This window comes from Flavobacterium galactosi (assembly GCF_048158585.1).
In the GTDB taxonomy this organism is placed as follows: domain Bacteria; phylum Bacteroidota; class Bacteroidia; order Flavobacteriales; family Flavobacteriaceae; genus Flavobacterium; species Flavobacterium galactosi.
This window is the reverse complement of the sequence record NZ_JBLNKV010000003.1, coordinates 312,661-325,036: the sequence shown is the minus strand read 5'-3', so window position 1 is coordinate 325,036 and position 12,376 is coordinate 312,661. Positions and strand designations below refer to the sequence as shown.

Genomic DNA, 12,376 nt, shown 5'->3' with positions numbered 1-12,376 from the left:
ACGTTTTAAAAAGCAGGAATGTATATTTGCAAACTAAATTAGTTGCGCATTCGTTTCCTTAAATTCTTAGGACACAAATTTAATTAATAAATATGAAAAAAAATCTATTTTTTGTAGTCTTTTGTCTCTTTTTCTTATCCTGCGAGAAAAAAAATAAGATCGAAAATACCGTTTCAGCAATTCCTTTAGAAGTGAAAGTAGCCCGCTTTGATAAAATATTTTTTGAAACTTCCCCCAAAGATTTGGACGAGGTAAAAAAAGAATTTCCTTTCTTTTTCCCTGTAGGAAATGACAATAGTGTTTGGTTAAATAAAATGCAGGATCCCATCTGGAGGGAATTATATACAGAAGTTCAAAAAAAATATGCTGATTTTGAACCTGAAAAAGTGGAATTGGAATCGCTTTTTAAACACATTAAATATTATTTTCCTCAAACGAAAACACCAAAAGTTATAACTATAATCTCTGAAATGGATTATAAGAACAAGGTTATTTATGCAGATAGTCTAGTCATTATTTCACTCGAATTATATTTGGGGAAAAATCATAAATTTTATCAATTTCCAAATTATATTAAGCAAAATTTTGAGCAAAGACAAATCATGCCAGATGTAGTTTCGAGTTTCTCATTACGTAAAATTGTTCCTGTTACAGATAAAAATATGCTTAGTCAAATGATTTATTTTGGCAAACAATTATATTTAAAAGACTTACTTTTGCCAAATTATACTGATGCGGAAAAAATGGGATATATTCCTGAACAAATAAAATGGTGTGAAGAAAATGAAAGTTATATGTGGCGTTATTTTATCGAAAAAGAAATGCTCTATAGTGATGATCAAAAGTTGATACCACGATTTATTAATCCAGCTCCGTTTTCTAAATTTTATCTGGAAATTGATAATGAATCACCAGGACAAGTCGGTGTCTGGATAGGTTGGCAAATGGTACGGTCCTATATGAAAAATAATGAAGTAGCTATAGCTGATTTGTTGAAAACCGATGCGAAAGAAATATTTATGAAATCAAAATACAAACCTAAAAAGTAATGTCAAATCAAAATACCTCAGAAATTAAGTTTCTAATAGAATTAGACGATAACCGTGTTCCGGAAAAATTAATGTGGTCTGCACAGGATGGTGGAGTAGATCAAGAAGAAGCGAAAGCTATTATGTTGTCCATTTGGGATAGTAAAGTAAAAGAAACGATGCGTATCGATTTATGGACTAAAGATATGCCAGTTGATGAAATGAAAATTTTCTTTCATCAAACTTTGGTTGCTATGTCTGAAACGTTCAAACGTGCCACTGATGATGAGAAAATGGCGGACACCATGAAAGATTTCTGTGATTATTTTGCTGAAAAATTGGAGTTAACGAAATAAATTAGGCATTGTTTAAAATGAAAAAACCCAAAACTGCTTTTTGAAGTTTTGGGATTTTTTATTTTTAAAATATGACGGAGAGTATTTTCTAAAACTGACTGTTGTTTTTGAAAACTTCTTGATTCACTTCGTCAATATAACTTAATAACTCCTCTTTTCCAGTAGATTCAGTTGCTGAAGTGACAAAATAGTGAGGCATCTCCGCCCAGTTATTAGCAAACATTTTCTTTTTGTAAGCCGCAATATGAGAGTCGATTTTTACTTTACTGATTTTGTCAGCTTTGGTAAAAACAATACAAAAAGGGATTTCGCTTTCGCCCATATAAGACATAAATTCGATATCTATGGTTTGGGCTTCATGACGAATATCAATCAAAACAAATGCACAAACTAGTTGTTCTCTAGTTTCAAAATAATCAGTTATAAATTCCTGAAAAATAGATTTCGTTTTTTTAGAAACTTTCGCATAACCATAACCGGGTAAATCGACTAAGAACCAGTTGCTGTTGATCAAAAAATGATTAATCAACTGCGTTTTTCCTGGTCTTCCTGATGTTTTAGCTAGCTTTTTATGATTAGTTAGCATGTTTATCAAAGAGGATTTTCCAACATTTGATCGGCCTATAAAAGCGTATTCCGGCATAAAGTCTTTGGGACATTTGGCCACATCGGAATTACTAATTATAAATTCGGCGGTATTAATTTTCATTTCTTTTAGGTATAAAATTCTTCTTTAAGATTAGTGTACTGCTAAATGGGTATGGGTTAGCCAATCCTCTAGCAAACGATTAAACTCATTAGGATGTTCCATCATGGCAGCATGACCACATTTGTCTATCCAATATAAAGTTGAATTAGGTAATAATTTATTAAACTCTTCGGCAACATCTGGCGGAGTAACTTTGTCATTTTTCCCCCAAATAATACACGTTTGAACATGCATTTTTGGTAAATCTTTTGCCATATTATGACGAATAGCACTTTTTGCAATTGTCAATGTTTTTATCAATTTTATTCTGTCATTTACGGATTCATAAACTTCATCAATAAGTTCTTTGGTAGCTACCTTTGGATCATAAAATACATCTTCCGCTTTTTTCTTAATGTATTCATAGTCGCCTCTTTTTGGATAACTATCACCCATTGCGCTTTCATAGAGTCCTGAGCTTCCTGTTATTACAAGTCCGGATACTTTTTCAGGATACATTTTAGTGTGATACAAAGCGATGTGACCACCTAATGAATTTCCTAGAAGTATTACTCTTTCTAGTCCTTTGAATGTGATGAAATCCTTAACGTATTTTGCAAAACTTTTTACATTCGTTTTTAAAATATTCTGAGTATATATAGGTAAATCTGGGATGATTATTTTATATCCCTTTGTCGAAAAGTAACTGGCAACAGCATCAAAGTTGCTAAGTCCTCCCATAAGTCCATGTAAGATGACAATTGGAGTTCCTTCACCAGCCTCATAATAGCTGTATCTACCTTCTTTTTTATAGTGTTTTTCCATTTTTTTTGAATGCGGATTTTCAATTTTGACAAATATAGGATTTAATAAATAAAAATGAATTTTTACAACAATTTTTAATTATTAAATTCTAACTGCAAATATGAAAACAGGGGTCTTTTTTTGTGTATTTACCCGCAATTTTATGATTATACTCTTTTTATTCCTATTGATTTTAAAGGATGCTTCATACTCTTTTAATCTTGTCTTTTTTTATAATATTACCTTTCTTACAAATAAAAGAAATGTAACCTAACCCTCTGATTGTCCAAAAATTAAGGGTTTTTGTCTAAAAGTGGTTAAACTTATCAACAAAGTGGTATTTAGTGGTAAATTGTGGTAATATTTTTTATATTTTTGCTCAACATCATTAATAACTTTTTACTTGGATACAATTATTGGAACATATGAATGTAAAGTTGATGCTAAAGGAAGGTTGCTGTTACCGGCGCCTTTAAAAAAGCAGTTGGCTTCTTCTCTTCAAAACGGTTTTGTTTTGAAGCGTTCCGTGTTTCAGCCTTGTTTGGAGTTGTATCCTATGAAAGAGTGGGATTTGATGATGCAAAAAATTAATAAACTGAATCGATTTGTAAAGAAAAACAATGATTTTATCCGCAGGTTTACCGCAGGAGTAAAAGTGGTTGAGATAGATGCTTTGGGTCGATTACTAGTGCCTAAAGATTTAGTGATTTTTGCAAGTATTGCTAAGGATGTTGTGTTTTCATCGGCTGTGAATATTGTTGAGATTTGGGATAAAGATTTATACGAAAAATCAATAAATGGTGAAGATGTTGATTTTGCGGATTTGGTAGAAGAAGTAATGGGAAATATAAATGACGACGACAATGGAATATCATAATCCGGTTTTGCTTCAGGCAACAGTAGATGGTTTAAGTATTAAGCCAGACGGCATTTATATAGATGTGACTTTTGGTGGTGGAGGGCATTCAAAAGAAATTTTGAAAAGACTGGGGCCAAACGGAAAATTATTTGCTTTTGATCAAGACGAAGATGCATTAGCGAATGCTTTGCCAGATGAAAGATTTACACTTATTAATGAGAATTTCCGTTTTATAAAAAGGTTTTTGCGTTTTTACGGAGTAAAAAGTGTTGACGGTATATTAGCAGATTTAGGTGTGTCTTCACATCAATTTGATGTTCCGGAAAGAGGTTTTTCTACTCGTTTTGATGCTGGCTTAGATATGAGAATGAGTCAGAAAAATGATTTGAATGCGTATCGTGTTGTCAATGAATATGATGAAGCGAATTTAAAAAGAGTGTTTTTGGATTATGGGGAATTGAAAAATGCACCTGCTTTGGCAAGAACAATTATAGAAGCCAGAGAGGAGCAGCCAATCAAAACAACAGATGAATTGAAAGCCGTTTTGGCGAGATATTTACCTGAAAGAGTTAGAAATAAAATATTGGCTCAAATCTACCAGGCCATCCGGATTGAAGTAAATCAGGAAATGGATGTTTTGAAAGAATTCTTGGAGCAATCGTTAGAGATATTAAATCCAGGCGGCAGATTAAGCGTGATTTCGTACCATTCTTTAGAAGATAGATTGGTGAAAAGATTTGTAAAAAATGGGATGTTCGAAGGAGAACCAGAACGTGATTTTTTTGGTAATTTTTCAGTTCCATTTAAAACTATTGGTAAATTAATTGTTCCGGATAATGCTGAAATAAGAGAGAATAATAGAGCAAGAAGTGCTAAATTAAGAATAGCTGAAAAGAGATAATTAGTTATGAAAAACGGAGTTTACAGCTTATTAAAAGCTAGATTTCTTATAGATGATGATGCTGTTAAAAACTGGCGATTCATTGTTTTTGTAATTATTTTGGCGATTGTTATGATTGCTAATACACAACGATTTGAGCAAAAAGTATTTATGATTGCCGATTTGACAAATCAAGTTAAAGAATTACGTTCTGAGTTTGTGGACAGACGTTCAGAATTAATGAAATTGAAAATGGAATCTACTGTTTCTGAAAAAATGATAGAAAAACAAATTTTTCCGTCAACAGTTCCTCCAGTTAAAATCAAAGTTAAAAAAGAAGAAGAAAAAAGCTTTTTCAAAAAAATATGGCAGTAGAAGATAAATACATATCGTACAGAATTTATCTGGTTGCATTCGCTATCTTTTTGATGGCCATTGCGATTGCTGTAAAATTGACAAATATTCAATGGGTCGAGGGTGATTATTATAGAAAATTAGCCAAAGAAAGAACCGTTAGGAATTTTGTGATTCCTGCTAATAAAGGCAATATTTATTCTGCTGACGGGAGTCTTTTAGCGACTTCTATTCCTAATTATGAAATTAGATTTGATGCTGTTGCTCCAAAAGCAGAAGCATTCGAAAAAAATGTTAAGTCATTATCAGATTCATTGGCTTTAGTTTTAGGAAAATCATCAAATTTTTTCCAAAACGAATTAAGAAAAGCCAGAGCAAACAAGAATAGATATTATTTGATTGCCCGTAATTTGAGTTACACGCAGTATTTTAAAATTAAAGGTTTTCCATTGTTTAAATTAGGAGCTTACAAAGGTGGAATTATAATCGAACAAGAAACCGTAAGAGAACATCCAATAGGGAAAATTGCAGAACGAACTGTTGGCTACGAAAGAACTTCGCATGGTGCATCACTCGATGGAAAGGGAATAGAATGGGCTTTTAGAAAATACCTGAACGGTAAAGACGGAAAAATTTTAAAGCAAAAAATCGCAAAAGGGCAATGGAAACCAATACGTGACATCAATGAAGTTGATCCTCAGGATGGATATGATGTGATATCCACAATTGATGTTTATATTCAGGATATTGCGCATCATGCTTTGCTAAAACAATTAGAATTGTATCAGGCAGACCATGGTTGCGTTGTGGTTATGGAAACAAGTACGGGTCATGTAAAAGCAATTTCGAATTTAGGAAGAGCTACAGACGGAACGTATTTCGAAACAACTAATTATGCTGTAGCCGAATCTCACGAGCCAGGTTCTACCTATAAATTAGCGGATTTAATGGCACTTCTTGAAGACAAAAAAGTAGATACTAGTGCGGTTTATGACAGCAATGGTGGGGTCGTTGTTTATTCTGGAAGAAAAGTTCGGGATTCACACGAAGGCGGTTATGGGAAAATTTCTTTAGCAAGAGGTTTTGAACTTTCGTCGAATACTGTAATGGTTCAGGCCGTTTATAATAGTTATAAAAATGAGCCTTCAAAATTTGTAAATCACCTCAATAATTTTGGACTAAACAGACCTCTGGGACTTTCGATTAAAGGAGAAGGTCGTCCCTATGTTCCACAGCCAAGTGATAAACACTGGTCAAATATTTCACTTCCTTGGATGGCTTTTGGATATGGAGTTTCTATTACGCCAATGCAAACATTAGCTTTTTATAATGCTGTTGCTAATAATGGAGAAATGGTTAAACCCCAGTTTGTTTCTGAAATTAAAGAATGGAACAGAACAATTAAAAAATACGATAAAGAAGTTTTGAATCCTAAAATATGTTCGCAAGAAACTATTTTGAAATTGAAGGCTATCTTATTGAATGTGGTTAAAAAGGGTACCGGCTCTAAGCTTTATTCTAAAGATTTTTCCATGGCGGGAAAAACAGGGACAGCCCAAGTGAATTATGCAAAAGATGGTGGTTCAGGTAAATATTATGCTTCTTCATTTGTTGGTTATTTTCCGGCAGATCATCCTAAATACTCCTGTATAGTTGTAGTACATAAACCAAGTACAGCGTTAAATAATTATTATGGTGCTGATGTGGCAGGTCCAGTTTTCAAACGTATTGCGCAAAAGATTTTTACCGATGCGCCTTCAACAAATGAGATAAAAAACTTAGACAGAAAAATACAAAAGCAAGAGCGTAATTACGATTCGTATTTTGTTAAGTCACAAAAGAAAGAACAATTAATACCTAACGTGAAAGGAATGTCAGGAATGGATGCTGTAGCCTTATTAGAAAATTTAGGTGTAAAAGTAAAAGCTATTGGAGTTGGAAAAGTGAAAAAACAATCGCTTCAGGCTGGACAAAATATAGTTAGAAACACAACAATCTTATTAGAATTATCGTGAAAATCTTAAAAGACATATTGTATAAAGTAGCTATCGAAGCCGTAAAAGGTTCGACGGATATTGCTATAAACAAAATGGATTTCGATTCTAGAAAAATCGAGGTCAATGATGTTTTTGTCGCTATTCGTGGTTCCATTTCAGATGGTCATGATTATATAGAAAAAGCAATTCAGCAAGGAGCTGTAGCCGTTATATGCGATATGTTTCCGGAGAATATTGTAATAGGAATTACCTATGTTCAGGTAAAAAACACCAATTCAGCCTTAGCATTTATGGCTGCAAATTATTTTGGAGATCCTTCTCAAAACTTGAAATTAGTTGGAATCACAGGAACAAACGGAAAAACAACGATTGCTTCTTTGTTATACCAATTATTTAAAAAAGCAGGTTTTAAAGTTGGATTACTTTCCACAGTAAAAATTTTAGTTGACGATGTCGAATATAAAGCGACTCACACCACTCCGGATTCAATTACAATAAACCACTATCTAAAAGAAATGGTGAAGAACGGTGTTGAATATTGTTTTATGGAAGTGAGTTCTCATGGAATTCATCAAAAACGAACAGAAGCATTGCATTTTGTTGGCGGTATTTTTACCAATTTGTCTCACGACCATTTGGATTACCATCCAACATTTGCAGAATACAGAGATGTAAAAAAATCGTTTTTCGATAATTTACCTAAAACTGCATTTGCATTGTCCAATATTGATGATAAAAATGGGCAAGTCATGTTGCAGAATACTGCAGCTAAAAAATTGACTTATGCTTTAAAAACTTATGCTGATTATAAAGCGCAAATTCTTGAAAATCAATTGTCAGGTTTGTTGTTGAAAATAAATGGAGAGGAAGTTTGGGTAAAACTAATAGGAACATTTAATGCTTATAATTTATTGGCTATTTATGGAACTGCGGTTGAATTAGGGATGGAAAGTCTGGAAGTGCTTCGATTATTATCCGATTTAGAAAGTGTTTCGGGACGTTTTCAATTTATTGTTTCGGCTTCAAATATTACAGCGATTGTAGATTATGCGCATACACCGGATGCATTAGAAAATGTGCTAAAAACAATCAATGACATTCGTACTAAAAACGAACAATTGATTACAGTTGTAGGTTGTGGTGGTAATAGAGACAAGACTAAACGTCCAATTATGGCTGGAATTGCGTCTGATTTGAGCGACAAAGCAATTTTTACTTCGGATAATCCAAGAAATGAAGACCCGGAAGTTATTATTACTGAAATGGAGCAAGGAGTTGCACCTCAAAATTATAAAAAAACATTGACTATAACAGATAGAAAGCAGGCTATAAAAACTGCTTGCCAATTGGCTCAGCCAAATGATATTATTTTAATTGCTGGAAAAGGGCATGAGACGTATCAGGAAATAAATGGCGTTCGTCATGATTTTGACGACATGAAAATAGTTAAAGAAATATTAGATCAACTTCATAAATAGAAAAATATGCTGTATTACTTATTTGAATATTTAGATAAAACATTAGACGTTCCTGGGACAGGCGTTTTTCAGTACATTACTTTTAGATCTGCATTGGCATTAATGCTTTCGTTGCTGTTATCTACGATTTATGGAAAAAGAATTATCAGTTTTCTGCAAAGACAACAAGTAGGAGAAACGGTTCGTGAGCTTGGTTTGGCAGGTCAAAATGAAAAAGCTGGGACGCCAACAATGGGAGGTTTAATCATCATATTTGCCACTTTGGTTCCGGTTATACTTTTTGCAAAACTGCATAATATTTATATCGTTTTATTGATTGTGACCACACTTTGGATGGGAATAATTGGTTTTATAGACGATTATATCAAAATTTTCAAAAAGGACAAAGAAGGACTAAAAGGAATTTTCAAAGTTGTAGGACAAGTAGGTTTGGGTTTGATAGTTGGGACTGTTCTTTATTTTAGTCCGGCAGTTACCGTTCGTACTGATACGGCAAAATCGGATATTTTTAAAGTACCGACCGAAACGGTTATTACGCCAGCTCCAATTGAAGAAAAATCTACGGCAACTACGATTCCTTTCTTTAAAAATAACGAATTTGATTATGCTGAATTATTAGCTTGGACAGGTGAAGGGTATGAAAAATGGGCTTGGTTGATTTTTATTCCGGTTGTTATTTTCATTATTACTGCTGTTTCCAATGGTGCTAATTTAACGGATGGTATTGATGGACTGGCTGCAGGAACTTCCGCTATTTCAGTCCTCGCACTAGGAATATTTACGTTTGTTTCGGGGAATATTATTTTCTCTAATTACTTGAATATAATGTATATCCCTAGTTCAGGGGAAATGACTGTTTTTATCGCTGCTTTTGTTGGATCATTGATTGGATTTCTTTGGTATAATTCCTATCCGGCATCTGTTTTTATGGGAGATACAGGAAGTTTGACTATCGGCGGAATTATTGCAGTTCTGGCAATTGCTGTTCGAAAAGAAATGTTGATTCCATTATTATGCGGAATTTTTCTTGTCGAAAATCTATCAGTTGTTTTACAAGTAAGTTATTTTAAATATACCAAAAAACGCTTTGGCGAAGGCCGAAGAATATTCCTGATGTCGCCTTTGCATCATCATTATCAGAAGAAAGGGTATCATGAAAGTAAGATTGTAACCCGTTTTTGGATTGTTGCCATAATGCTGGCCATATTGTCAATTGTCACTTTAAAATTAAGATAATATGAGGCTAGTAATTTTAGGTGGAGGAGAAAGCGGAGTAGGAACTGCTATTCTGGGTAAGAAAAAAGGATACGATGTTTTTGTGTCTGATTTTGGAAAGATAAAAGGAAATTACAAAGAGGTTCTTATCATTAATGAAATTGCTTGGGAAGAAGAAAAGCACACGGAAGATTTGATTCTGAATGCTGATGTGGTGATGAAAAGTCCAGGAATTCCAGATAAATCTCCAATAATAAAAAAGCTATTAGCCAAAGGAATTCCAGTGTTGTCGGAAATTGAGTTTGCGGCTCCTTTTACAGATGCAACTATAATAGGAATCACCGGAAGCAATGGAAAGACTACCACTACGATGTTGACCTATCATTTGCTGAAATCAGCAGGGTTGAATGTAGGATTAGGAGGGAATATAGGGAAAAGTTTCGCTTGGCAAGTTGCTGAAAATAAATACGATTCTTATGTGCTTGAATTGAGCAGTTTTCAATTGGATGGGATTGTGAATTTTAAGCCACATATTGCGATTATTACGAATATTAGTCCGGATCATTTAGATCGTTACGATTACAAATATGAAAATTATATTGATTCAAAGTTTAGAATTACAATGAATCAAAGCGAGGAAGATTACCTCATTTATGATGCAGATGATGAAGCCATTGCAGAATGGTTTAAAACACACACAACAAAAGCCAAATTAATTCCTTTTTCATTGACAAAAACTTTCAGCGAAGGAGCTTATATAAAAAACAACAAAATGGAAATTTCAATCAATCAAGAAGAGTTTACAATGGACACAGAGCATATTGCCTTAGAAGGAAAACATAACATGAAAAACGCAATGGCAGCAACTTCTGTGGCGAAATTAATGCAAATAAGAAAGTCTACAATACGTGAAAGTTTATCTAATTTTCAAGGAGTAGAACATCGTCTTGAAAAAGTATTGAAAATCCAAAATGTACAATATATCAATGATTCAAAAGCAACTAACGTAAATGCTACTTTTTTTGCATTAGACAGCATGAATACGCCTACGGTTTGGATTGTGGGTGGAGTTGATAAAGGAAATGATTACAATGAATTGATGTCATTAGTTCGTGAAAAGGTAAAAGCTATTATTTGCCTTGGTGTGGACAACAAGAAAATAATTGATGTTTTTGGTAATGTGGTTGACATGATGATTGAAGTTGACAATATGAATGATGCTGTGAGAATGGCGCAACGATTATCAGAAAAAGGGGATACGGTATTACTGTCGCCAGCCTGTGCTAGTTTTGATTTATTTGAAAACTATGAAGATAGGGGAAATCAATTTAAGCAAGCGGTTAAGAATTTATAAAAATGTTTAATGTTTAAAGTTTAAGGTTGAGAAACGTTAAACTTTAAGCACAAAAACTTTAAACAAAAAAGAAATGAAACAACTAGTTAACAGTTTAAAAGGAGATAAAGGTATTTGGTCATTTGTGGCCTTATTAGCCTTGTTTTCGTTTATGCCTGTTTTTAGTGCGAGTAGTAATTTGGCTTATATTGGCCAAGGGAACGGAAATACATTGGGCTATCTGGTAAAACATTTGGCGCATATTTGCATAGGTTTCGCCATTATTTATTGGGTGCATAAAGTGCCGTATCATTATTTTCGGGCTATTTCTAAAGTTGGATTGCCTGTTGTTTGGATATTATTGGGTTATACATTAATCAAGGGAACTGTTATTGCTGGTGCCAATGCGAGTCGCTGGATTCAAGTTCCATTTATCGGAATAACCTTCCAGACATCAACATTGGCATCCATAGTGTTGTTTATATTCGTGGCGCGCTATTTGTCAAAAACAAGAGAGGAACCAATTGAATTTAAGGCTTCTTTATGGGAGCTTTGGTTACCGGTATTTTTTACATTAATACTAATCTTACCTGCTAATTTTTCTACTACTGCCTTGATTTTCTGTATGATATTGATGCTGACTTTTATTGGTAAATACCCATTAAAATATATTGGAATTATTATTGGTTCTGGAATTTTATTTCTCGCTTTTTTTGTGCTTCTTTCAAAAGCTTTTCCAGATTCCAGATTTTTTAGCAGAGTAAATACTTGGGAAAGTAGAATCGAAAATTTCAGCACGGATAAACCGGATGAAGATGATTATCAGATAGAGAAAGCTAAAATTGCTATTGCATCTGGTAAAATTTACGGATTGGGTCCGGGTAAAAGTGTTCAGAAGAATTTTTTGCCACAATCTTCTTCCGATTTTATTTACGCCATTATTGTAGAAGAATATGGCCTTTTAGGAGGCTTGGGAGTTCTTGCGTTATATTTATTATTGTTATTTCGATTTGTCATTGCTTCACATAAAGCCAATACATTGTTTGGGAAATTAGTGGTTATAGGATTAGGTTTTCCCATGATATTTCAGGCAATGATTAATATGGCGGTTGCAGTAGAATTATTACCAGTTACAGGACAAACATTGCCATTAATAAGTAGTGGAGGAAGTTCTATCTGGATGACCTGTTTCGCACTTGGAATTATCATCAGTGTAACTAAAAAAGAGGAAGAAATCGCCCAAGAATTAAAGGATGCTGCCAAAAGAGAAGAAGCACTGCAAAAATTAATCGATAGAGAATTAGGAGAGGAAGATCTAATAGAAGAAAATTATTCTATTGAAGATAAAGCTACGAATCCAATGCATGCAGTTTTAAATAAGTAA

General features: G+C 33.6%; 12 protein-coding genes. 10 read left to right on the top strand and 2 right to left on the bottom strand.

All coding sequences use genetic code 11. The features are described 5' to 3' along the window. The first annotated feature begins 92 nt into the window (after positions 1-92). Positions 93-1,049, top strand: coding sequence for a gliding motility lipoprotein GldB (gene gldB / locus ACM55M_RS08165; RefSeq protein WP_416857056.1), 957 nt, complete (start codon positions 93-95; stop codon positions 1,047-1,049). After that, positions 1,049-1,384: a gliding motility protein GldC gene (gene gldC / locus ACM55M_RS08160; RefSeq protein ID WP_416857055.1), complete on the top strand. Its 336-nt coding sequence runs from the start codon at positions 1,049-1,051 to the stop codon at positions 1,382-1,384. The genes gldB and gldC overlap by 1 nt, the downstream gene beginning before the upstream one ends. Positions 1,385-1,472: 88 nt before the next feature. On the opposite strand, the gene yihA is transcribed toward gldC, so the two are convergent. Together yihA and ACM55M_RS08150 are read right to left on the bottom strand one after the other, a co-directional pair. Continuing rightward, a complete protein-coding gene (gene yihA, locus ACM55M_RS08155; RefSeq protein WP_416857054.1) occupies positions 1,473-2,093 on the bottom strand; it encodes a ribosome biogenesis GTP-binding protein YihA/YsxC in 621 nt (206 codons plus the stop codon). A gap of 30 nt (positions 2,094-2,123) precedes the next feature. Further along, positions 2,124-2,897 (bottom strand): alpha/beta fold hydrolase, encoded by a 774-nt coding sequence (locus ACM55M_RS08150; protein ID WP_416857053.1) that lies wholly within the window; start codon positions 2,895-2,897, stop codon positions 2,124-2,126. A gap of 382 nt (positions 2,898-3,279) precedes the next feature. Here ACM55M_RS08150 and ACM55M_RS08145 point away from each other — a divergent pair, with 382 nt between their 5' ends. From ACM55M_RS08145 to ACM55M_RS08110, 8 genes are all read left to right on the top strand, one after another. Beyond that, complete coding sequence (locus ACM55M_RS08145; protein ID WP_416857052.1) at positions 3,280-3,753, top strand: division/cell wall cluster transcriptional repressor MraZ; 474 nt, start codon at positions 3,280-3,282, stop codon at positions 3,751-3,753. After that, positions 3,728-4,636 carry a 16S rRNA (cytosine(1402)-N(4))-methyltransferase RsmH gene (gene rsmH, locus ACM55M_RS08140; protein ID WP_416857051.1) on the top strand — a complete coding sequence of 303 codons (909 nt, stop codon included), beginning with the start codon at positions 3,728-3,730 and terminating at the stop codon, positions 4,634-4,636. Before ACM55M_RS08145 ends, rsmH begins: the two co-directional genes overlap by 26 nt. 6 nt (positions 4,637-4,642) lie before the next feature. Next, positions 4,643-4,990: an FtsL-like putative cell division protein gene (locus tag ACM55M_RS08135; RefSeq protein WP_416857050.1), complete on the top strand. Its 348-nt coding sequence runs from the start codon at positions 4,643-4,645 to the stop codon at positions 4,988-4,990. Next, the gene (locus ACM55M_RS08130) at positions 4,981-6,984 is read left to right on the top strand and encodes a penicillin-binding protein (RefSeq protein WP_416857049.1); all 2,004 of its coding nucleotides are present in this window, start codon (positions 4,981-4,983) and stop codon (positions 6,982-6,984) included. Before ACM55M_RS08135 ends, ACM55M_RS08130 begins: the two co-directional genes overlap by 10 nt. Then, positions 6,981-8,444, top strand: coding sequence for a UDP-N-acetylmuramoyl-L-alanyl-D-glutamate--2,6-diaminopimelate ligase (locus ACM55M_RS08125; RefSeq protein ID WP_416857048.1), 1,464 nt, complete (start codon positions 6,981-6,983; stop codon positions 8,442-8,444). Before ACM55M_RS08130 ends, ACM55M_RS08125 begins: the two co-directional genes overlap by 4 nt. A 6-nt stretch (positions 8,445-8,450) precedes the next feature. Continuing rightward, positions 8,451-9,680: a phospho-N-acetylmuramoyl-pentapeptide-transferase gene (gene mraY, locus ACM55M_RS08120; protein ID WP_416857047.1), complete on the top strand. Its 1,230-nt coding sequence runs from the start codon at positions 8,451-8,453 to the stop codon at positions 9,678-9,680. 1 nt (position 9,681) lies between these two features. Next, entirely contained in the window at positions 9,682-11,013 is a 1,332-nt protein-coding gene (murD, locus tag ACM55M_RS08115) for a UDP-N-acetylmuramoyl-L-alanine--D-glutamate ligase (RefSeq protein ID WP_416857046.1), read from the top strand. A 73-nt stretch (positions 11,014-11,086) separates the two neighbouring features. Further along, on the top strand, positions 11,087-12,376 hold the full coding sequence (locus tag ACM55M_RS08110; protein ID WP_416857045.1) for an FtsW/RodA/SpoVE family cell cycle protein: 1,290 nt from the start codon (positions 11,087-11,089) through the stop codon (positions 12,374-12,376).

Coding starts and splice junctions, on each gene's coding strand:
- ACM55M_RS08130 (WP_416857049.1), top strand. CDS start 4,981: ATGGCAGTAGAAGATAAATACATATCGTACAGAATTTATCTGGTTGCA.
- murD (WP_416857046.1), top strand. CDS start 9,682: ATGAGGCTAGTAATTTTAGGTGGAGGAGAAAGCGGAGTAGGAACTGCT.
- ACM55M_RS08110 (WP_416857045.1), top strand. CDS start 11,087: ATGAAACAACTAGTTAACAGTTTAAAAGGAGATAAAGGTATTTGGTCA.
- mraY (WP_416857047.1), top strand. CDS start 8,451: ATGCTGTATTACTTATTTGAATATTTAGATAAAACATTAGACGTTCCT.
- gldC (WP_416857055.1), top strand. CDS start 1,049: ATGTCAAATCAAAATACCTCAGAAATTAAGTTTCTAATAGAATTAGAC.
- gldB (WP_416857056.1), top strand. CDS start 93: ATGAAAAAAAATCTATTTTTTGTAGTCTTTTGTCTCTTTTTCTTATCC.
- ACM55M_RS08135 (WP_416857050.1), top strand. CDS start 4,643: ATGAAAAACGGAGTTTACAGCTTATTAAAAGCTAGATTTCTTATAGAT.
- rsmH (WP_416857051.1), top strand. CDS start 3,728: ATGACGACGACAATGGAATATCATAATCCGGTTTTGCTTCAGGCAACA.
- yihA (WP_416857054.1), bottom strand. CDS start 2,093: ATGAAAATTAATACCGCCGAATTTATAATTAGTAATTCCGATGTGGCC.
- ACM55M_RS08150 (WP_416857053.1), bottom strand. CDS start 2,897: ATGGAAAAACACTATAAAAAAGAAGGTAGATACAGCTATTATGAGGCT.